The 19,949-nt window shown below is 61.5% G+C and carries 18 protein-coding genes; 13 read left to right on the top strand and 5 right to left on the bottom strand.

The window, feature by feature from the left end:
* Nucleotides 1-188 precede the first annotated feature (188 nt).
* The 8 genes from TU81_RS24135 to TU81_RS24100 all read left to right on the top strand — a co-directional run bounded on the left by TU81_RS24135 (nucleotide 189) and on the right by TU81_RS24100 (nucleotide 8,417).
* Nucleotides 189-1,214: an ABC transporter ATP-binding protein gene (locus tag TU81_RS24135; protein ID WP_048396864.1), complete on the top strand. Its 1,026-nt coding sequence runs from the start codon at nucleotides 189-191 to the stop codon at nucleotides 1,212-1,214.
* On the top strand, nucleotides 1,211-2,080 hold the full coding sequence (locus tag TU81_RS24130) for an ABC transporter permease (protein WP_048396855.1): 870 nt from the start codon (nucleotides 1,211-1,213) through the stop codon (nucleotides 2,078-2,080). Before TU81_RS24135 ends, TU81_RS24130 begins: the two co-directional genes overlap by 4 nt.
* 6 nt (nucleotides 2,081-2,086) lie before the next feature.
* Nucleotides 2,087-2,881 (top strand): ABC transporter permease, encoded by a 795-nt coding sequence (locus TU81_RS24125; protein ID WP_007896923.1) that lies wholly within the window; start codon nucleotides 2,087-2,089, stop codon nucleotides 2,879-2,881.
* A 7-nt stretch (nucleotides 2,882-2,888) separates the two neighbouring features.
* Nucleotides 2,889-3,179, top strand: coding sequence for a (2Fe-2S)-binding protein (locus tag TU81_RS24120; protein ID WP_048396853.1), 291 nt, complete (start codon nucleotides 2,889-2,891; stop codon nucleotides 3,177-3,179).
* A gap of 154 nt (nucleotides 3,180-3,333) precedes the next feature.
* The gene (locus TU81_RS24115; RefSeq protein WP_048396851.1) at nucleotides 3,334-4,689 is read left to right on the top strand and encodes an FAD/NAD(P)-dependent oxidoreductase; all 1,356 of its coding nucleotides are present in this window, start codon (nucleotides 3,334-3,336) and stop codon (nucleotides 4,687-4,689) included.
* Nucleotides 4,686-5,801 carry an NAD(P)/FAD-dependent oxidoreductase gene (locus TU81_RS24110; RefSeq protein WP_048396849.1) on the top strand — a complete coding sequence of 372 codons (1,116 nt, stop codon included), beginning with the start codon at nucleotides 4,686-4,688 and terminating at the stop codon, nucleotides 5,799-5,801. Before TU81_RS24115 ends, TU81_RS24110 begins: the two co-directional genes overlap by 4 nt.
* 18 nt (nucleotides 5,802-5,819) lie before the next feature.
* Entirely contained in the window at nucleotides 5,820-6,866 is a 1,047-nt protein-coding gene (locus TU81_RS24105; RefSeq protein WP_048396847.1) for an ABC transporter substrate-binding protein, read from the top strand.
* Between the two features lie 249 nt (nucleotides 6,867-7,115).
* Nucleotides 7,116-8,417, top strand: coding sequence for a leucine-rich repeat-containing protein kinase family protein (locus tag TU81_RS24100; RefSeq protein WP_048396845.1), 1,302 nt, complete (start codon nucleotides 7,116-7,118; stop codon nucleotides 8,415-8,417).
* Nucleotides 8,418-8,572: 155 nt separating this feature from the next.
* On the opposite strand, the gene TU81_RS24095 is transcribed toward TU81_RS24100, so the two are convergent.
* Entirely contained in the window at nucleotides 8,573-9,277 is a 705-nt protein-coding gene (locus TU81_RS24095; RefSeq protein ID WP_038982422.1) for a YebC/PmpR family DNA-binding transcriptional regulator, read from the bottom strand.
* Nucleotides 9,278-9,508: 231 nt separating this feature from the next.
* Here TU81_RS24095 and TU81_RS24090 point away from each other — a divergent pair, with 231 nt between their 5' ends.
* Nucleotides 9,509-10,933: a type VI secretion system Vgr family protein gene (locus TU81_RS24090; protein WP_048396842.1), complete on the top strand. Its 1,425-nt coding sequence runs from the start codon at nucleotides 9,509-9,511 to the stop codon at nucleotides 10,931-10,933.
* A 3-nt stretch (nucleotides 10,934-10,936) separates the two neighbouring features.
* On the opposite strand, the gene TU81_RS24085 is transcribed toward TU81_RS24090, so the two are convergent.
* Nucleotides 10,937-12,328, bottom strand: a complete 1,392-nt coding sequence (locus TU81_RS24085; protein ID WP_048396840.1) for an FAD-dependent oxidoreductase — start codon at nucleotides 12,326-12,328, stop codon at nucleotides 10,937-10,939.
* Between the two features lie 10 nt (nucleotides 12,329-12,338).
* On the bottom strand, nucleotides 12,339-13,664 hold the full coding sequence (locus TU81_RS24080) for an MFS transporter (RefSeq protein WP_038982417.1): 1,326 nt from the start codon (nucleotides 13,662-13,664) through the stop codon (nucleotides 12,339-12,341).
* 283 nt (nucleotides 13,665-13,947) lie between these two features.
* Here TU81_RS24080 and TU81_RS24075 point away from each other — a divergent pair, with 283 nt between their 5' ends.
* Nucleotides 13,948-14,820, top strand: coding sequence for a LysR family transcriptional regulator (locus TU81_RS24075; protein ID WP_048396838.1), 873 nt, complete (start codon nucleotides 13,948-13,950; stop codon nucleotides 14,818-14,820).
* 119 nt (nucleotides 14,821-14,939) lie between these two features.
* Here the strand turns inward: TU81_RS24075 and TU81_RS24070 are convergent, their stop codons facing one another.
* The gene (locus TU81_RS24070; RefSeq protein WP_038982414.1) at nucleotides 14,940-15,803 is read right to left on the bottom strand and encodes a LysR substrate-binding domain-containing protein; all 864 of its coding nucleotides are present in this window, start codon (nucleotides 15,801-15,803) and stop codon (nucleotides 14,940-14,942) included.
* Between the two features lie 113 nt (nucleotides 15,804-15,916).
* Between TU81_RS24070 and TU81_RS24065 the strand changes: the two genes are divergently transcribed.
* From TU81_RS24065 to TU81_RS24055, 3 genes are all read left to right on the top strand, one after another.
* Nucleotides 15,917-17,026, top strand: coding sequence for a 2-aminoethylphosphonate--pyruvate transaminase (locus TU81_RS24065; protein WP_048396837.1), 1,110 nt, complete (start codon nucleotides 15,917-15,919; stop codon nucleotides 17,024-17,026).
* A 149-nt stretch (nucleotides 17,027-17,175) separates the two neighbouring features.
* Nucleotides 17,176-18,003, top strand: a complete 828-nt coding sequence (gene phnX / locus TU81_RS24060; RefSeq protein WP_038982412.1) for a phosphonoacetaldehyde hydrolase — start codon at nucleotides 17,176-17,178, stop codon at nucleotides 18,001-18,003.
* Nucleotides 18,004-18,193: 190 nt separating this feature from the next.
* Nucleotides 18,194-18,742: a cytochrome b gene (locus tag TU81_RS24055; RefSeq protein WP_038982411.1), complete on the top strand. Its 549-nt coding sequence runs from the start codon at nucleotides 18,194-18,196 to the stop codon at nucleotides 18,740-18,742.
* A gap of 163 nt (nucleotides 18,743-18,905) precedes the next feature.
* Here TU81_RS24055 and TU81_RS24050 read toward each other — a convergent pair whose 3' ends face one another.
* Nucleotides 18,906-19,829, bottom strand: a complete 924-nt coding sequence (locus TU81_RS24050) for a 1-aminocyclopropane-1-carboxylate deaminase/D-cysteine desulfhydrase (protein ID WP_048396836.1) — start codon at nucleotides 19,827-19,829, stop codon at nucleotides 18,906-18,908.
* Nucleotides 19,830-19,949: the final 120 nt, after the last annotated feature.

The raw sequence follows: 19,949 nt of genomic DNA, 5'->3' as shown, positions 1-19,949 counted from the left end.
CAGTGAAATAGGCCATTGAGCCCATCCTATTCTTCGTCCTACTCTGCGTCCATCAGGGGCGATTCGAACAACAGCGGCAGCCGACAGAAGTCGAGCGCCAACGCACCCCGGCAACATCCTTTTCGTATCTGCCCATACAAAAAAGCTCGCCTTTGGCGACGCATAACAATCTCAGGTGGAGCGCAGTCATGGCCTTCGTGCAACTTGAAAACCTCGGCAAACGTTACGGCGAAATCGACGCGGTCGTCGCCACCAACCTTTCGGTGGAAAAAGGCGAGTTCGTCTCCTTGCTCGGCCCCTCCGGTTGCGGCAAAACCACCACCCTGCAAATGATTGCCGGCTTCGTCGAAGTCAGCAGCGGGCGCATTGTGCTGGACGGTCGCGACATCACCCACGCCAAACCCGCCAGTCGTGGTCTGGGCGTGGTGTTCCAGAGTTACGCGCTGTTCCCGCACATGACCGTGCAAGACAACGTCGCCTTCGGCCTGCGCATGCGCAAAGTGCCCAACGGCGAGTTGCAGCAACGGGCGGATCGGGTGCTGAAACTGGTACGTCTGAACCAACACGCCGAGCGTTATCCACGGGAGCTTTCCGGCGGCCAGCGCCAACGGGTTGCGCTGGCCCGGGCGTTGGTGATCGAGCCGCCGGTGTTGCTGCTCGACGAACCGCTGTCCAACCTCGACGCCAATCTGCGCGAAGAGATGCAGTTCGAAATCCGCCGCATCCAGCGTGAAGTCGGCATCACCACACTGATGGTCACCCATGATCAGTCCGAAGCGCTGTCGATCAGCGACCGGGTGGTGGTGATGCAGGCCGGACGCATCACTCAGATCGACGCGCCTTACACCCTCTACGAACACCCGCGCACCGAGTTCATTTCCGGCTTCGTCGGCAAGGCCAATCTGCTGCCCGGTGAGCGAGACAGCGCTGGTGTTGTGCAGGTCTGCAACCGTGGCGACGGCGAACTGACCCTGAGCCTGCGTCCGGAAAAAATCGACTTGCTGGATAAAGGCCTGGGCCGTCTGCCAGGCAAGATCGTCAGCCGCTTTTTCCTGGGCAGCCAATGGCTGTACGGCGTATCGACATCGTTGGGCGAACTCAGCGTGGTGCGCCGCAACGACGGTTCGGCGCCCTTGATCGAAGGCACGGCGGTCGGTCTCGATTGGGATGCAACATTGCTGCGGGTGCTGAGTGTCGACGAGGTATCGGCATGAGTACGCTTGCCGTCATCCGCCAGGGACGTCAGGGCTACTGGTTATCCGCACCGGCCCTGGCGTTGTACTTTGGTCTGCTGGTGATCCCGTTGCTGCTGACGGTGGTGCTGTCGTTCAACGTCTTCGACTACAGCTCGGGGATCAACAGCGACGCCTACACCCTCGATCACTACAGCAGCCTGCTGGGCGATCCGTACTTCTACGAAATCTTTTTACGCACGTTCTGGATCAGCGCCCTGACCACCCTGCTTTGCGTGGTGATCGGTGTGCCCGAGGCCTACATCCTCAGCCGCATGGGCGCGCCGTGGCGCTCGATCTTCCTGATTCTGATCCTCACGCCGTTGCTGATTTCGGTGGTGGTGCGCGCCTTCGGCTGGAGCCTGTTGCTCGGTGCCGACGGCCTGGTCAACCAGACGCTGCAAGCCTTCGGTGGTTCGCCGATGAAATTGCTCTACACGCCGTTCGCGGTGGTGATTGCGCTGGTTCACGTGATGCTGCCGTTCATGATCATTCCGGTCTGGACCTCGCTGCAAAAACTCGACCCGGCTGCCGAACAGGCCGCGCTGTCACTGGGCGCCAGCCACCTCACCGTGATGCGCAAAGTGGTACTGCCGCAAATCATGCCCGGCGTGCTCTCCGGCACCTTGATCGTGTTCGGCCTCGCGGCCAGTTCATTTGCCATTCCCGGACTGCTCGGCGGACGCCGGATAAAGATGGTCGCCACGCTGATCTACGACCAGTACCTGTCGGAGCTCAACTGGCCGATGGGCGCGGCCATCGCCGTCGCGCTGCTGTTGCTCAACCTGCTGATCATGCTGTCGTGGAACCGGATGATCGAAGGCCGCTACAAGAAGTCATTGGGATAACTCGTCATGTCCAGAAACGGTCCTTTCGCCCTGCTGTTCCATACCCTGGTGGTGCTGTTCATGCTCGCGCCGCTGGTGGTGGTGTGCCTTGTCGCCTTCACCCCGGAAAACACCCTGAGCCTGCCGACCACGGAGTTTTCCCTGCGCTGGTTCCGCGCAGTGTTCGAGCGCGCGGACTTTGTCGATGCGTTCTACAACAGCCTGATCCTGGCGTTCTGCGCCGCCACCCTGGCGACCCTGATCGCGGTGCCGGCAGCCCTGGCGATCACGCGCTTCGAATTCCCCGGACGGGACTTTTTCAATGGGCTGTTCCTGTCGCCGATCATCATTCCGCACCTAGTGCTGGGCGTCGCGTTGCTGCGATTGTTTGCACTGATGGGCGTCAACGGCAGCTTCGCCTGGCTGATCTTCGCCCATGTGCTGGTGATCACGCCGTATGTGTTGCGCCTGGTGTTGGCCTCGGCCATCGGTCTGGACCGCAGCGCCGAACACGCCGCGCAATCCCTGGGCGCCGGACGCTTCACGCTGTTCCGGCAAATCACCTTGCCGATGATTTTGCCAGGGGTCGCCGGTGGCTGGCTGCTGGCGTTCATCAACAGTTTCGATGAGGTCACGTTGTCGATCTTCGTCACCTCGCCAGCCACGCAAACGCTGCCGGTGCGTATGTACGTGTACGCCACCGAATCCATCGATCCAATGATGGCGGCAGTGTCGGCCCTGGTGATTGCGCTGACCGCGCTGACGATGATTCTGCTCGATCGGGTCTACGGCCTGGATCGGGTTCTGGTGGGTAAACAATGAGGGCGCCATGGCTCTGCTGAAACGACTGGCCGAAGGCGACCGCCCGGCCCTGGACTTTACCCTCGACGGCAAGCCGGCCAGTGGCTTGCTCGGCGATACCTTGCTGACGGCCGTACTGACCTGCAGCGAACACCTGCGCGGCAGCGATTTCAGCGCCGAACCCCGCGCCGGTTTCTGCATGATGGGCGCCTGCCAGGATTGCTGGGTACGCCTGGGTGATGGCCGCCGGGTGCGCGCCTGCTCAACGCTGCTTGAAGCCGGACAACACATCAGCCGCGAACCGGGGCGATCGGTATGAACACGAATTCTCCCTGCAGAAACCCGATCCCCTGTGGGAGCGGGCTTGCCCGCGATAGCGGACTGTCAGCCACCACCGATGTTGAATGTGCCGCCGTCATCGCGGGCAAGCCCGCTCCCACAGGATTGGGGCGTCGATCACATAGGGGGTGGGTATGAAGTCCGTAGTCATCATTGGCGCAGGCCCCGCCGGGATTCGTGCCGCGCAGACGCTGGTGGCTCATGGCGTGCGCCCTGTCCTGCTGGACGAAGCCGCACGCGGTGGCGGGCAGATTTATCGGCGTCAACCGGCGAATTTCAAACGTTCGGCAGTCAAGCTGTATGGCTTCGAAGCACGCAAGGCCAAGGCACTGCATCAGACAATCGACGAACTGCGCGAGCAACTCGATTACCGCCCCGACACGCTGGTGTGGAACGCGGAGGCTGGCGCGCTCGACACCTTGCATGAGGGCCGCGCCGCACGACTGGAATTCTCCCGGGTGATTGTCGCCACGGGTGCCACCGACCGGATTTTGCCCGTGCCAGGCTGGACGTTGCCGGGGGCATACAGCCTCGGCGCGGCGCAGATTGCCTTGAAGTTTCAAGGCTGTGCCATCGGTGAACGCGTGGTGTTCGCTGGCAGCGGGCCGTTGCTGTATCTGGTGGCGAACCAATACGCCAAGGCCGGCGCCAACGTGATCGCCGTGCTCGACAGCTCGCCCTTCAGTGCTCAGGCCCGCGCCCTGCCCGGCCTGCTGTCGCAACCCTCCACGCTCGCCAAAGGCATTTATTACCGCACCTGGCTAACCGCCCACGGCATCCCGGTACATCAGGGCGCCACCTTGAAACGCATCGATGGCGAACACCGCGTGCAATCGCTGAACTGGCACAACGCAGCAAGCGAACATCAAATCGAATGCGACGCCGTAGCCTTCGCCCATGGCCTGCGCAGTGAAACCCAACTCGCCGACCTGCTGGGTTGCGAATTCACCTGGAACCCGCTCAACCGTGCCTGGCTGCCGCAGCGCGACCGCGCCGGGCGCACCAGCATCGCCGAGGTGTACCTGGTCGGTGACGGCGCCGGCATCATGGGTGCCGACGCGGCTGAAATGGCCGGTGAACGGGCAGCCCTGGCGCTACTCGAAGACATCGGTTACCTGATCCCGCCACAGCGAGCCACTCAGCTGGAACAGTCGCTGAACACTATCGGCAGATTCCGCCAAGGCCTGGAGCGCGCCTTTATCTTTCCCGAAAGCTGGGCCGCCGACGCCGCGGATGACCTGATGATCTGCCGCTGCGAAGAGGTGCGCGTCGGCGACATCCGTCAGGTGGTGCGCGAAGGCCATTGGGAGATCAACCGGGTCAAGGCCCATTGCCGGGTCGGCATGGGTCGCTGCCAGGGACGGATGTGTGGTGCCGCCGCAGCGGAAATCATTGCCTGCGAAAGCCAGCGCGCGGTGTCCGACATCGGCCGGTTGCGGGCGCAGGCGCCGATCAAACCCCTGCCGTTCGGTCTGGAGGTCGAGCCATGATCGAAGTCGATGCAGTCATCATTGGCGGCGGCATTGTCGGGGCTTCCGCCGCCCTGTTTCTGAGCAAAGCCGGTCGTCGCGTCGCGTTGCTGGAGCGGGACTTTTGCGGTTCGCACTCCAGCGGCGTGAACTACGGTGGCGTGCGCCGTCAGGGCCGGCCGCTGTCGCAATTGCCACTGTCGCAACGGGCTCACGAGATCTGGGGGCAACTGCCGCAGTTGATCGGCATCAACGGCGAATACCAGCGCAGCGGTCACCTGAAACTCGCCCGCAGCCTCAACGACCTGCACGCCTTGCAGGATTACGCCGCCAGCAGCCTGGGGTTCGGCCTCGATTTGCAGGTACTCGACCGCAATGAGTTGCGCGCACGTTTTCCGTGGGTCGGTGAGGTCGCAGTCGGCGCCTCGTTGTGCCCGGACGATGGTCACGCCAACCCGCGACTGGTGTCCCCAGCCTTCGCCCAAGCGGCGCGTCGGCACGGTGCGCAGATCCATGAACAATGCGCAGTGACCGCAGTGGAGCATGACGGTCAGCGCTTTCGCGTCAGCACTCAAACCGGTCTCGATCTGCACTCTCCCTGGCTGCTGAATTGCGCTGGCGCCTGGGCCGGAAAGCTCGCTGCGCAATTCGGCGAAGCGGTGCCAATGCACGCCGGTCACCCGGCAATGCTGGTCACCGAACCGTTGCCGCTGGTGATGAACGCCAGCACCGGCGTCGAGGGCGGTGGCATCTATGCCCGTCAGGTCGCTCGCGGCAATTGTGTGTTGGGCGGCGGCCAGGGCTTTGCCCTCGATAACGCCCGCGCCCGACCTGGTCAGAACGCCGTCATCGAGATCCTGCGCCAGGCCGTCGAACTCTACCCGTTTCTTGAGGGCGCCCAGGCGATTCGCACCTGGAGCGGCACCGAAGGTTATCTGCCCGATCGCCAACCGGTGATCGGCCATAGCAGCACTCAACCCGGTCTGTTGCACGCGTTCGGCTTTGCCGGCGCGGGTTTTCAGATCGGGCCTGCGGTGGGCCAGGCGCTCACCGAAATCATCTGTAGCGGCGCGTCAAAGACGCCGCTGGATGCGTTTTCCATCACCCGGTTTCACTCCATCTCCGTTGCTTGATAGAGGAAGGTCGCGCCAATGAATAACCTCAAACGCACTGCACTGCTCGGTTTGTCCTGCATGAGCGCCCTGCTCACGGTCACTCAGGCCCAGGCAGAACCGACGCTTTACCTGGGCATGAACGGCGGAACCATGGAGCGGCTCTACGCCGACAAGGTGCTGCCGGCTTTCGAGAAAGCCAATAACGTCAAAGTGGTGATCGTGCCGGGAACCTCCGCCGATATTCTGGCCAAGGTCCAGGCCAGCAAAGGCAACCCGCAGATGCACGTGATGTTCCTCGACGACGGCATCATGTACCGCGCCATCGCCATGGGCTTGTGCGACAAACTCGAAGACAGCACGCCCCTGGCGCAGATTCCGGCCAAGGGCCGCATCAAGGATCAAGCCGTGGCGGTCAGCCTCGGGGTCACGGGGCTGGCGTACAACACGCGGCTGTTCAAGGAAAAAGGCTGGAACGCACCGACCTCATGGATGGACATGGCCGACCCGCGTTTCAAGGACAAACTGGTGTTCCAGTCGATGGCCTCCTCGACCTTCGGCCTCCATGGTTTCCTGATGTTCAACCGGATTCAGGGCGGCAGCGAAACCGATGTCGAACCAGGGTTCAAGGCTTGGCCGAACACCGTCGGGCGTAACGTGCTGGAGTACATTCCAAGTTCAGCGAAGATTTCCGAAATGCTCCAGACCGACGAAGCGGCGCTGTTCCCGCTGACGCCGACCCAGGTCACCGCGCTGAAACTCAAGGGCATGCCGGTGGAATATGCGCAGCCGAAGGAAGGCTCCGTGGTGCTCAACGTCGCCGAATGCGCCATCGCCAACAACACCCAACCGGAACTGGCGCAGAAACTCGCCGCCTTCCTGCTGACGCCCGAAGCGCAAGCCGCCGCGCTGGAAGACGGCGATCAGATTCCATCCAACCCGAATACGCCAACCACCGACAAGACCCGCGGTCAGGTCGAGGCGATGAAGCAGTACCTGACGACCGCGATCGCCATCGACTGGGATCAGGTCAACGAACAGCGCCCGGCGTGGAATGCCCGGTGGAATCGCAGTATCGAGCGCTAACCTTGAAGATCAAAAGATCGCAGCTAGAAATTTGAGCGACGATAATCCTGTGGGAGCGTGGCTTGCCCGCGAAGAACGACGACGCGTAATACCTGAAAAACCGAGGTGCATTCTTCGCGGGCAAGCCACGCTCCCACAGGTTCTGCGTCTTGACTTACAGGCCTTTAGGGCAAGCCCGACTTTCCCGCTATCATGTCGCCCATTTCCTGGCCCTCACGCCCTCCTCCTGATCAATAGCGAAACCTGCCCATGGATACCCTCGCACAACTGCGCGCCGGCCAACTGTCGGGCATCACCCGCCTGGATCTGTCCTGCGGCCTGACCGAGTTCCCCCGGGAAATCTTCGACCTGGCCGACTCGCTGGAAGTGCTCAACCTCAGCGGCAACGCCTTGCGCAGCCTGCCGGACGACCTGCACCGCCTGACCCGTTTGCGCGTGCTGTTCTGCTCGGACAATCAGTTCACCGAACTGCCCGCTTGCCTTGGCCAGTGCACCGCGCTGACGATGATCGGCTTCAAGGCCAACGCCATCGAAAACGTGCCGGGCGGCGCCCTGCCACCGCTGTTGCGTTGGCTGATCCTGACCGACAACCGCCTCACGGAACTGCCGACCGAACTGGGTGAACGCCCGCATCTGCAAAAGCTCATGCTCGCCGGCAACCAGTTACAGCATTTGCCCGAAAGCCTGGAGCACTGCCATCGACTCGAACTGATCCGCATCGCCGCCAATCAGCTCACCGAGCTTCCCGAGTGGCTGCTGACCCTGCCGAGCCTGACCTGGCTGGCGTACGCCGGTAACCCGCTGGAAACCGAAGCCGATGCCGCCGCACTCGAAGCCACCGCGAGTATTCCCTGGCCCCAACTGAGCCTGGAGAAAAAACTCGGCGAAGGCGCGTCGGGGGTTATTCATCAGGGTTTGTGGGAGCAGACGAAACAGGTCGCGGTAAAACTCTATAAAGGCGAAATGACCAGCGATGGCTCGCCGCTGCACGAAATGAACGCCTGCATCACCGCCGGCATCCATCCCAATCTGATCCGGGTCGAAGGGCGGATTGTCGGTCATCCGCAAGCGCAGGCCGGGCTGGTGATGCAACTGATCGATCCGAGTTACCGCAACCTGGCCGGGCTGCCTAGCCTGGCGTCCTGCACCCGCGACGTCTACGCCGATGACACCTGGTTCAGCGCCGGCGTGGCGCTGCGCATCGCCAGTGGCATTGCTTCAGTGGCTGAACATTTGCACCGCCAAGGCATCACTCACGGTGATCTCTATGGTCACAACATCATGTGGAACGAGGACGGTGATTGCCTGTTGGGCGACTTTGGCGCGGCGTCTTTCCATGCCACTTCGGACAGCCTTGAAAGCCGCGCACTGCAACGGATCGAGGTGCGGGCATTCGGGGTGCTGCTGGGGGAATTGCTGGATCGGATCGACTCGGGGTTGAGCGATGAAGGGCGTGAGTCGTTAGGGGCGTTGCAGCAGCGCTGCTGTCAGCCGGATGTGCTGGCGCGGCCGGGGTTCAGCGAGGTTGTGCGGGAATTGAAGGGTTTCTGACCGCAAAGACAGAACCTGTGGCGAGGGGGCTCGCCCCCGTTGGGTTGCGAAGCGACCCCAAAAGCGACGGCTGCTGCGCAACCGAACGGGGGCAAGCCCCCTCGCCACAGGCAAGCTCCCTCGCCACAAGTCAGATCACAAACTGTCGGAACCGCTTAACCCGCCAACCCGACAAACATGTCCTGCACGTCATCGTGGTTATCGAGGCCTTCGAGGAATGCTTCGACTTCTGCCATCTGCTCATCGCTCAAACCACTGACCGGGTTTTTCGGCTGATAGCCCAACTTGGCCGACAACACGGTGAAACCCTGCTCCGGCAGCGCTTTCTGGACCGCATCCAGGTCCGCTGGTTCGGTCAGGAACAGCGTCGCGCCGTCTTCACCTGGTTCGAAATCCTGGGCACCGGCTTCGATCGCAGCCATTTCCGGATCGGCGTCAGGGCTGTCCGGGGACGCCTCGATCATGCCGACGTGGTTGAAGTCCCAGGCCACCGAACCGGAAGCGCCCAATTGGCCCTTACGGAACGCGACGCGGATTTCAGCGACGGTGCGGTTGATGTTGTCAGTCACGCATTCAACGATCAGCGGCACCTGATGCGGTGCGAACCCTTCATAGGTCACGCGATGGTATTGCACGGTTTCGCCGAGCTGGCCGGAGCCTTTCTTGATCGCGCGTTCCAGGGTTTCACGGGGCATCGAGGCTTTTTTCGCCTGTTCGACCACCAGACGCAGGTGTGCGTTGGTGGCGGTATCGGCACCGTTGCGGGCAGCGATGGTGATTTCTTTCACCAGTTTGCCGAAGATCTTGCCCTTGGCGTTAGATGCCGCTTCTTTGTGTTTAACCTTCCACTGTGCGCCCATTACTCACTCTCTTGATCTGTGGCGCCGAGACATCTATTGGCCGACGCGTTGCGCAAGTTTATACGGCCTAAAGATGCCAATCGACCAAAAACTCCAAGATCTTCACCCTGTGTTGAATCGACATCTTCACCAATGTTTGTAGGGCGATTCTGAAAAGTCGATTTGCGGTGACGCTTCAGGGCTGTGGTTTCGTACCCTCTGCGCCCATCCTCCCTGGCAGAAGCGCGCTCGATGCACAACGACAAGGAAAGCCCCTTCACCCTGACACTCTTCGACGGCGGTTTGAGTCTGCAGGTGTTGCAGTTCAGTGGCCGTGAAGGTCTCAACCAGCCCTATCGATTCGACATCGACGTGATTGGCCTCGCACCGGCGATGCATCCCGACCAATGGCTGCAACAACCGGCGTTTTTGCGGTTGGCGGGTGACCAAGGCATTCACGGCGTGATCCACAGCGTCAGTCGCGAACATCGCGGCCCGCACCGGGTCGGCTACTCCCTGGTGTTGGCGCCCCATCTTCAACAACTTCACATACACAGTTCGCGTCGGGTGTTTCATCGTCTCAGCGTGCCCGCGATCGTGCGCCAGTTGCTGGAAGAGCATCAATTACCCGAGCACAGCTACCGCTTCGAACTGGCAAACGGCTGCTACCCGCCCCGGCCTTTTTGCATTCAGTACGATGAGAGCGATCTGGCCTTCCTGCAGCGGCTGTGTGAGGAAGAAGGCATCCACTATCACTTCGAACATCAGCACGACGGGCACGTGCTGGTGCTGGCCGATGACAGCCTGAGTTTCCCTCAGGAGCCGCTGCTGATGCCGTTCCATGACGACACATTCAACGACTCCGGCTTGCCGGTGATCAGCGAACTGTTCCAGCGCCATGACCCGGACCTCGCCCCGGCACGATGGGAGGCCAAAAACCGCGGTGCGCAGGTGGTCGGCGATGGAGCGGCCAACCACCCGCTCGCCAGAACCGGCCCGATGACGGCACGCCCCGCGCCCGAACAGCTTCATCACGATCAGCTCAGCCGCCGACGACTGGAACGCCTGCGCTGCCAGCAACGGCAGATCCACGGCCAAAGCAACTACAACGAACTGCGCAGTGGACGGATCCTGCAAGTGGCGCAGCATCCGCTCTCGAGTTTCAACGATCAGTGGCTGCTCACCGATATCCGGCACCACGGACAGCAGTCGTCAATTCTCACTGAAGACAAGCCCGGCAGTGCCCGGCGCTACAGCAATCAGTTCACTGCCATTCCCTGGTCAACGGTGTTCAGGCCGGCGCTCAAACAGGCCAGGCCGAGCATCCCGGGCTATCAGACCGCCCGGGTACTGGGCTCCGACGGGCAACCGGCGGTGCTCGATGACCAGGGCCGGATACAGGTCAAACTATGGCCGACGCCAGCGTTCGACGCGGATGAATCCGACGGTCTCTGGCTACCGGTCGCCCTCGCAACGCCGGACGGTCGGATCGATCCGGCCAGGCTGCCCATGGTCGGCATTGAGGTGTTGGTCAGCTTCCTCGACAGCGACCCGGATCGGCCGGTTTTGTGTGCTGGCATGGGCCATCCCCAGCCTTCCCGCCCCGCTCCCGAGCCACGTCGCGATGGCCGTCTGTTGCTCGATTGGCTGGTCAACCGCTCGGATCTCGCACCTTGAGTTTCATCCTTTGTCGGCCTTGCCCGCCGCTGCGGCAAACTTGGCCAGGCGCACGTCGAGGTGCCGTGGCCGATGCCCATAATCCTCGGCGCGCTCCTTGCGGCGAATGGCATTGCGCACCATCAATGAGCCGAGGTAGCGGATCGGCTCCGGCGGAAAAAAACCCAACGGGCCGTTCACCAAGGGCGAGCGGGTCCAGGCGTTGTCCAATCCCAGCACCATCGAGGCGAGAATCTGCCCGCCCATATGGCAAGGCCCGACACCGCTGCCGGAGTAACCGAAACCGTAAAACACATTGTCGCTGGCGCTCATCTGGCCGAAGAACGGTAAACCGGTGACGGAGCGATCCGAAGGCCCGTTCCAGGTGGCCTCGACCTTGACCTTGGCGAACGCCGGGAAGAACTCGCTCAGGCTGTGCTGCAACAAGCCGGCATAGGGCGATGGCTGATCGAACACCGGCAACATTCGCCCACCGTAGGTGAAGGTATTGCCGCCCTTGCCGAGCATGATTCGACCGTCCGGGGTGTTGTGGTAGTAGTGCACGAAAATCCGCGAATCGAGCACCGTCACGCCGCTGGTCAAACCGATCTCGTTGAGCAAATCCGGCCGCGGTTCGGTGATCAGCATGTCGCTGGAAACAATCGCCACACTGCGTTCGAACTGTGGAAACGCCCGGGCCATCCAGGCATTCATCGCCAGCACCACCCGGTCGGCGCGGACCGTGCCATTGGGGGTTTTAATCCCCGCAGGCTTGCCCTCTACCAGGCCGGTCATCGCGGTGTTTTCATGAATCTTCACCCCCAGCTGCAAGGCCACCCGACGCAGGCCGCGCACCAGTTTGCCCGGCTGAACACTCGCAGCAGCCGGGGAAAACCAGCCCTCCAGGTGTTTGCTGGAACCGGCCATGCGCTGTACATCCGCCAGTGGCCGCTGGGTGAAAGAATTGATGCCGTTGCGCTCCAGCGCCGCAATCACCGCGTCGGTCGAGCCGCATTGGGCGCGATTGGTAGCGGTGTAGAGCGTGCCATCGAGGCGGTAATCGGCGTCCACCGCGTACTGTTCGCAAAAGGCGCCGATGGCGTGGATGCTGCGCTCGGACTCCTTGACCAAGCGCACGGCTTCTTCGATGCCGAACAACCGTTCCAGGGTGAAATACTTGGCCGACCACGACAGCGCACAACCACCGTTGCGCCCACTGGCACCGGCACCGCAGATGTCCGCTTCGATCAGCAGCACGTCCAGTTCGGGGTTCTGCTGCTTGAGCATGATTGCGGTCCACAACCCGGTGTAGCCGCCACCGACAATGCAGACGTCGGCGCGGGTATCCCCGGATAAAGGTTCGCACGGCGCGCAGGACTCGGCCGCCAGCGCCTGTTCCAGCCAGTAAGGTCTCATGGGGTAATCCTTATGTACGCAGGGGTTTTACGGTCATCGATTGGTTAGGCACAAATGCACTTTCGGGACGCAGGCCAGCCGGGCGGCTGTTCCAGTAAGGAATCAACACCAGAGCGGAGAACAATGCGCAGCCGGCAAAGACAATGAACACCGTGACCGAGTCGAAGTAACCCGGCAGCAGCCCGCCGAGAATCGCCCCGATCGAGCCGCAACCGTTGACGAAGCCCGCCGCCGTGGCACCGGCCTTGGCGGTGCCGAAATCGATCGCCGCCGCGCCGCTGATCATCGAGTCCGGCCCGTATAGGGTCAGGCCCATGACGAACAGCAGCGCCACCACCAGCAAGACGCTGCCGGTATGCAGGGCGCCCATGAACAGCGCCAGGGAAACGGTGAGTGCCAACAAGCTCAGCACACAGGCCGGCATGCGTCGGGCGCCGAACAATTTGTCCGAGGCCAGCCCCAGCAGGATCGGCCCGAGCAACCCGGCCAGTTCGAACGCGGTGGGAATGATCGCCGCGCCAACCTTGCCCACCGTGGGCATTTGCTCGAAGACGATCACCGGCCCCCACAGCAGAATCGCGTAGCGCGCCGGTTTCAACAGAAAGTACGCCAGCCCCAGCACCAACACCGTACGGTTGCGCAGGATTTCCCGCAGCGGCTCCAGGATGCTGATCTTGCTTTGAGCGTGCGCCTCTTCGGCGGTTAACGCAGGTTCCGGCTCCACCGCCGGCAAGCCAACGTCTTCGGGTTTGTTACGTTGGAAAATAAAAAACAGCACGGCGACCAGCCCAACCACCGCTGCACTGGAAATGAACGCTGCGTGCCAAGTGCCGATCAGCGTATACGCCCACCAACCTGCAAATGGCGAGGCTACCAACCCGCCAAAGGCGTAGCAGGAGCTCCATAAACCCAACACCCGCCCACGCTGCTCAGCAGGAAAGAAACTGCCTATGTTCTTGCACAGCCCCGACCATCCGGTGGACTGCGCCAAACCTTGAATCAGCATGCAAGTGGCGAAAATCGGCAACGTGGCAAAGCTGCCCATCACCAGCGCGGCCACCGCGGAAATCAGCAATCCGCCGAGCACCACGACCCGTGGCCCGAAGCGATCGGCCAGGATGCCCCAGGTGAATTGCCCGATGGCGTAAGCCGTCAGGTAGATGGCGTCGAGGTTGGCCATGGCCATTTTGTCGAGGGTGAAGTCGGGGTCTTCGGCGATCCCCAGTTTGGCTACGGAAAAGGCTTTGCGGGTGAAGTAGAACGCGGCATAGGCGAGCCAGGTGATGGCGAAGATCTGCACACGCCAACGCTTGATGGTACCGATGGGACTGTTCATTGTGGTTCTGACCTCAGGGTGTGAGTGTGCCGGCAGAATTGGAAGAAAACGCCTGTGTTTTTATTGTTGAGCACTGCGGTATCGCCTGTTCCCTGAGGCGATACCGGTCAGATGAGTCCTGCTGATTGCACGCATGGGCTCATGGCCACCGTGCTGTTCGACTGAACAGTCACCGGGGCTGAAGCGGATAAAAACAATTACTGATTAATAAGTGAAATCGATTTATCGTATTTCCAATATAAGCTCAGCTTGTTACTGGCTAAGCTCGTCACTGGAGAGTTCGATGTCGGTATCCCACGCCCAGCTCAAAGCCTTCCACGCCGTCGCGGTCCATGGAAGCTTTACCAGGGCCGCCGAGCGGCTGTTTCTGACGCAACCGGCGATTTCCGACCAAGTGCGCAAGCTCGAAGAGCGTTTCGGTGTGTTGCTGTTCCACCGCAACAAACGCTCCGTGCGCCTGACCGATCTGGGTGAACGCCTGTTGAGCATCACCCAGCGACTGTTCGTCATCGAAGCCGAGGCGCAGGAGTTGCTTCACGCGTCTCAAGCGTTGCAAACCGGCAGCCTGATTCTGGCGGTGGATGCGCCGGTGCATGTGCTGCCGCAGATTGCTCGATTCTGCGAGCGCTACCCCGGCATCAGCGTGAAGATAGAAACCGGCAACACTGACGAATCGCTGTTTCGGCTGTTCAACTACCAGGCCGATCTGGCCCTGTTGGGGCGCGATGTCAGCGACGATCGTTTGCTCTCGTTGCCGCTGCGCAATGACCCGATGGTGGCCTTCGTTTCACGCCATCATCCATGGGCCGATCGCGAGTCCATCTGCCTGGCGGATCTGGACGACACGCCGTTGGTGCTGCGGGAAATCGGCTCGGTGACGCGGCAAACCCTGGAAGAAGAAATGGCCCGGGCCGGATTTCGCATCCGCCCGGCGATTGAAGTCGAAGGCCGGGAAGCGGCGCGCGAGGCAGTGGTGGTCGGGATTGGCGTGGGAGTGGTGTCGGCCGCTGAATTTGGCGCGGATTCGCGGGTGTGCGCGTTGCCGATTACCGATTGCACACGGCGGCTGACGGAGACGCTGGTGTGCTTGCGCGAACAGAGTTCGCGGCGAGTGGTGGCGACGTTTCTGGAGATGGTTCGCGAGAGTCTGGTGTAGGCAGGTCCGGCCCCATCGCGGGCAAGCCACGCTCCCACAGGATTTATGCTGGCTGCAAATCTTGTGTACGACACAAAACCTGTGGGAGCGTGGCTTGCCCGCGATAGCCGCGCCTCGGTCTATCCGGCGGGCGCCAACCCAAAAAACGCCTGTATCAAGCGCAAATCCCGCCGCCGTTCCATGCACCCGATCATGTGCCGATTGACCAACCCCTCGCCAATAATCGGCACCGCAGCCACTCGCGGGTCGTGGCTGACTTCCACCGACGACACCACGCCCACGCCCAATTCTGCGGCCACGGCCTCGGTCACTGCCTCGCGACTGTCCAGCTCCAGCAACACCCGTGGATTGACCTTGGCCTGAGCGCACGCTTCGTCGAAGGTGCGTCGGGTAATCGAACTCGGCTCGCGCAAGACCATGATCACCTGGTCCAGCTCCTTGAGTTGTACCCCTTTCGACTTCTGCGCCCACGGATGTCCAGCAGGCACCAACGCGCAAATCCTCGACTCGCTCAACGCTTGCAGGTGCAGCCCCTTGCGCGGCTCGACCTCGGTCAGCACCGCCACGTCGGCATGCTCCGACAACAACGCCGCCAACGTTTCCTGAGCATTGCCCAACCGCAGGTTCACGGTGATCCCCGGATAACGCGCACGCAAACTGGCGAGCATCGGCATGACCATGTGCGGCCCGTCCGCCGCGACTTCCAGGCGCCCGGTCAGCAACTGCCGGTTGGCCTCCAACATCACCTGCGCCTCTTCGGCCAGGCCAAACATCGCCCGAGTGATCGCTGCCAGTTTGGTGCCCTCTTCCGTCAGCTCGACGCGCCGCGCGGTGCGTCGCAACAAGGTGATCTGGTAGTGCTCCTCCAACGCCTTGATGTGCCCGGTGACCGCCGGTTGACTGATAAACAGGCGCTCGGCGGCGCGGGTGAAGCTGCCTTCCCGAGCCACAGCGTCGAAGGCGCGCAGCTGAAACAGATTCATGAATAACCCTCACTGATGGCTGGCATAACAACAAACAATTTGATTGATAGCTCACCGAATTGCAATTTATGTCCCGTAGCTTCATCCCACTGAGCTTTTGCGAGGACACAAGAATGAGTACTGCCGAGCCCATCCTGCTCACCCCCGGCCCATTGACCACATCGAGCCGCACCCGTCAGGCAATGATGGTCGACTGGGGCTCATGGGATGACCGCTTCAACCAACTGACCGCCAGCCTCTGCGAACAACTGCTGACGATCATCAACGGCGGCGACAGCCATCACTGCGTGCCGTTGCAAGGCAGCGGCACGTTCGCGGTCGAAGCGGCCATCGGCACGCTGGTGCCTCGCGACGGTAAAGTGCTGGTACTGATCAACGGCGCCTACGGCAAACGCCTGGCGAAAATCTGCGAAGTGCTCGGTCGCTCGTTCAGCACCTTCGAAACCGCCGAAGACGAACCAACCACCGCCGCCGACGTCGACCGCCTGCTGCGGGCTGATGCCAGCATCACCCACGTCGCGTTGATTCATTGCGAAACCAGCACCGGCATCCTCAACCCGCTGGCGGAAATCGCTCATGTCATCGAGCAACACGGCAAACGCCTGATCATCGACGCCATGAGTTCGTTTGGCGCCTTGCCGATCGACGCCCAAGACGTGCCATTCGACGCACTGATCGCCGCCTCGGGCAAATGCCTGGAAGGTGTGCCGGGAATGGGTTTCGTCTTTGCACGCAAAGAAGCGCTGGCCAATGCCGCCGGTAACTCGCACTCACTGGCGATGGACTTGTTCGATCAGCACACCTACATGGCCAAGACCGGCCAATGGCGCTTCACCCCGCCGACCCACGTGGTCGCGGCGCTGCACGAAGCGCTGCTGCAATACAACGAAGAAGGCGGCTTGCCCGCACGGTATCAGCGCTACGCCAATAACTGCCAGGTGCTGCTCGATGACATGGCCAAACTGGGGCTGCGCAGCTTCCTGCCCGCCGCGATCCAGGCGCCGATCATCGTCACCTTCCACGCGCCGAAAGACCCGCGCTATCAGTTCAAGGAATTCTACGAGCGGGTCAAGGCCAAGGGTTTCATCCTCTACCCCGGCAAACTGACCCAGGTCGAAACCTTCCGCGTCGGCTGCATCGGCCACGTCAACCAGGGCGAAATGCACGCGGCGGTGGCGGCAGTCGCCGATGTGCTGCGCGAGATGGAAGTCCTCGAAATCTGATTCACCCCCAATCCCTGTGGGAGCGGGCTTGCTCGCGAAAGCGGACTGACATTCAACATTGATGTCGACTGACACACCGCCTTCGCGAGCAAGCCCGCTCCCACCAAAAGCAACTCCCTATTAGCCAGTTGCCACAGGATTTAATCACCATGAACTACAGCAACCCAACCAAACTCCAAGCCGCCATCCTCGACTGGGCAGGCACCGTGGTCGACTTCGGCTCCTTCGCCCCGACGCAGATTTTCGTCGAAGCCTTCGCCGAGTTCGACGTCCAGGTTTCCATCGAAGAAGCCCGCGGACCGATGGGCATGGGCAAGTGGGACCACATTCGTACCCTGTGCGATCAGCCGCAAGTCGCCGAGCGTTACCGCAACGTGTTCGGTCGCACCCCGACCGACGATGACGTCACCGCCATTTACAAGCGCTTCATGCCACTGCAAATCGAAAAAATCGCCGAACACTCGGCACTGATTCCGGGCGCCCTGGACACCATCGCCAACCTGCGCCAGCAAGGGATCAAGATCGGCTCGTGCTCCGGCTACCCGAAACAGGTCATGGACAAAGTCGTCGAACTGGCCGCCACCAATGGCTACATCGCCGATCACGTGGTCGCCACCGACGAAGTGCCCAACGGCCGCCCATGGCCGGCTCAGGCACTGGCCAACGTGATTGCCCTGGGCATCGACGACGTCGCGGCCTGCGTGAAGATCGACGACACGGTGCCGGGCATTCTCGAAGGTCGCCGCGCTGGCATGTGGACCGTGGCGTTGATCTGTTCCGGCAACGCGCTGGGTCTGGACTACGAAGGCTATCGCGCCCTGAGCAGCGATAAACTGGCCAGCGAACGCAAGCGCATTCACGCGATGTTCGAAGGCTCGCGGCCGCACTACATGATCGACACCATCACCGACCTGCCCGAGGTGATTGCCGACATCAACAAGCGCTTGGCCAAGGGCGAGATGCCTCAAACCAACTGATTGCATCCCTCGCCTCACAAAAAAGCGCCAGTTCCTTTAACGGAACTGGCGCTTTTTTGTGGCCGATTACTTGATTCAGAGCATTGAACAGCCGATTGGTCTCAGGCAAATCCCCCAAACAGGATTACAGTTAACCCACGCCGTCGAACAAGAACGGTGACTTCAGACCAGACCTGTGAGGAAACACTGTATGCCCTGGAAGAATTCCGAATCACGCTACAGCACCGTATCGATCGCGCTGCACTGGTTGATGCTGGTTCTGCTAATAGTGGTTTACGCCTGCATCGAATTGCGCGGGATATTCCCCAAAGGCAGTGGCGGCCGGACGCTGATCAAGGAAGCCCACTTCATGCTCGGCTTGACGGTGTTCGTGCTGGTCTGGCTGCGGCTGTTCGCCCGCAGCCTGGGGCCGGCACCGCAGATCTTCCCCGCCTCGCCACGCTGGCAAACCCTGCTCGCCAAACTGATGCATTGGGCGTTGTATATTTTCATGATCACCATGCCGATTCTGGGCTGGCTGATTACCAGCGCCGAGGGGCATCAGGTGATGTTCTATGGCATCGATCTGCCGTTGCTGATCGAAGAAAACAAACCGCTGGCCAAGCAGCTTGAGGGCTGGCATGTGCTTGGCGGGACGATCGGCTATTGGCTGATCGGACTGCACGCCGTGGCCGGGCTTTATCACCACTATGTGGTGCGCGATAACACCTTGCTGCGGATGATGCCCAAGCGTGGTTGAGCGGCTACTCAATCAAGACACAAAACCTGTAGGAGCGAGCGGTGCGGCGATCCGACTTGCCCGCGAAGAACGATGACGCGTAATACCTGAAAAACCGCGGTGCATTCTTCGCGGGCAAGCCTCGCTCCTACAGGATATTCGTCGCTCGAATTTCTTAGTCCCCTCACCGTGAACTGAACCCCCGGCGGCCCTGCAAGCCGCCGGTGTGGATGAAGACCAGCCGCGTTCCCCGGGCAAATTTACCCGCCTCGACTTGCTGCTTGAGCGCCAGCAACGCTTTGCCGGTGTACAGCGGTTCGAGGGGAATGCCACTGGCCTGTTCGGTCTGCTCGATGAACGCCAGCAACGGCGGGTCGACTTTGGCAAAACCGCCACGGCTGGCGGCCAGCAGTTCATAGCCGGGATCGATCAGGCCGGCTTCCTGCACAATCATCTCGACCTGTTGCGCCACGCCATGGTCGTCAGGCACCGCCAACGCGCCATACACCGGATGCTCACCCGCCTCGGCCAGAACCAGACCGGCCAGGGTCGTACCCGTTCCGCAGGCCAGCCACCAGCCGTCGTAATTGCTCCAGCCCAGACCGCTCAATTGCTCGCGGGCCAGAGTCACCAATTGCCCGCAACCCTTCGCCCCAAGCAAGCCGCCACCACCTTCCGGTACTGGATGTAGCTCGGGATATTGCTCCCGCCATGGTGCCCAGAAGCCTGGTTCGTGCCGCGCTCGATAACCACCATAACCCAACCAATGCAAGTGCATGCCGAACGCCTGCAAGTCCTTCACCGTCGGCGTTTCTTGCGGATGCCCGCGCAGCAGGCCGACCGTGGTGAAACCGAAGCGTTTGCCCGCTGCGGCCAATGCATGGAGATGGTTGGAATGAGCACCACCCAGGCTGATGATGCCTTGGGCGCCGCTCTGGTCGGCGGCTTTCAGGTGTTCGATGAGTTTGAACCACTTGTTGCCACTGATCAGCGGGTCAATCTGGTCCAGACGCAGGATTGCTACTTCGATTCCGGCGGTGGTGAGCCAGTCGAGGTGAAGGGGGTCGAGGGGGGCTTGGGGTAGCCAGTCTGTTGATGGGGAAAGCATTGATGCCGGCTCGGGGTAAAGAGCCGGTATCTTAGCAGCAGACAGGACGCCTTCGCGGGCAAGCCTCGCTCCTACAGGGTTTCGAGTTAAAGCACCATTGGGTGAACAACCTGAAACCTG

The sequence above is a fragment of the Pseudomonas lini genome, assembly GCF_001042905.1.
GTDB classification, from domain to species: Bacteria; Pseudomonadota; Gammaproteobacteria; order Pseudomonadales; family Pseudomonadaceae; genus Aquipseudomonas; species Aquipseudomonas lini.
Note: the sequence above shows the minus strand (reverse complement) of the source record. Positions and strands in the feature narration are given on the sequence as shown.

Bases quoted from the DNA above. Each gene is read 5' to 3' on its own strand.
- TU81_RS24125 (WP_007896923.1), top strand. From the start codon at position 2,087: ATGTCCAGAAACGGTCCTTTCGCCCTGCTGTTCCATACCCTGGTGGTG.
- TU81_RS24095 (WP_038982422.1), bottom strand. From the start codon at position 9,277: ATGGGCGCACAGTGGAAGGTTAAACACAAAGAAGCGGCATCTAACGCC.
- TU81_RS24135 (WP_048396864.1), top strand. From the start codon at position 189: ATGGCCTTCGTGCAACTTGAAAACCTCGGCAAACGTTACGGCGAAATC.
- TU81_RS24050 (WP_048396836.1), bottom strand. From the start codon at position 19,829: ATGCTTTCCCCATCAACAGACTGGCTACCCCAAGCCCCCCTCGACCCC.
- TU81_RS24075 (WP_048396838.1), top strand. From the start codon at position 13,948: ATGTCGGTATCCCACGCCCAGCTCAAAGCCTTCCACGCCGTCGCGGTC.
- TU81_RS24070 (WP_038982414.1), bottom strand. From the start codon at position 15,803: ATGAATCTGTTTCAGCTGCGCGCCTTCGACGCTGTGGCTCGGGAAGGC.
- TU81_RS24120 (WP_048396853.1), top strand. From the start codon at position 2,889: ATGGCTCTGCTGAAACGACTGGCCGAAGGCGACCGCCCGGCCCTGGAC.
- TU81_RS24080 (WP_038982417.1), bottom strand. From the start codon at position 13,664: ATGAACAGTCCCATCGGTACCATCAAGCGTTGGCGTGTGCAGATCTTC.
- phnX (WP_038982412.1), top strand. From the start codon at position 17,176: ATGAACTACAGCAACCCAACCAAACTCCAAGCCGCCATCCTCGACTGG.
- TU81_RS24085 (WP_048396840.1), bottom strand. From the start codon at position 12,328: ATGAGACCTTACTGGCTGGAACAGGCGCTGGCGGCCGAGTCCTGCGCG.
- TU81_RS24090 (WP_048396842.1), top strand. From the start codon at position 9,509: ATGCACAACGACAAGGAAAGCCCCTTCACCCTGACACTCTTCGACGGC.
- TU81_RS24110 (WP_048396849.1), top strand. From the start codon at position 4,686: ATGATCGAAGTCGATGCAGTCATCATTGGCGGCGGCATTGTCGGGGCT.
- TU81_RS24055 (WP_038982411.1), top strand. From the start codon at position 18,194: ATGCCCTGGAAGAATTCCGAATCACGCTACAGCACCGTATCGATCGCG.
- TU81_RS24065 (WP_048396837.1), top strand. From the start codon at position 15,917: ATGAGTACTGCCGAGCCCATCCTGCTCACCCCCGGCCCATTGACCACA.
- TU81_RS24105 (WP_048396847.1), top strand. From the start codon at position 5,820: ATGAATAACCTCAAACGCACTGCACTGCTCGGTTTGTCCTGCATGAGC.
- TU81_RS24100 (WP_048396845.1), top strand. From the start codon at position 7,116: ATGGATACCCTCGCACAACTGCGCGCCGGCCAACTGTCGGGCATCACC.
- TU81_RS24115 (WP_048396851.1), top strand. From the start codon at position 3,334: ATGAAGTCCGTAGTCATCATTGGCGCAGGCCCCGCCGGGATTCGTGCC.
- TU81_RS24130 (WP_048396855.1), top strand. From the start codon at position 1,211: ATGAGTACGCTTGCCGTCATCCGCCAGGGACGTCAGGGCTACTGGTTA.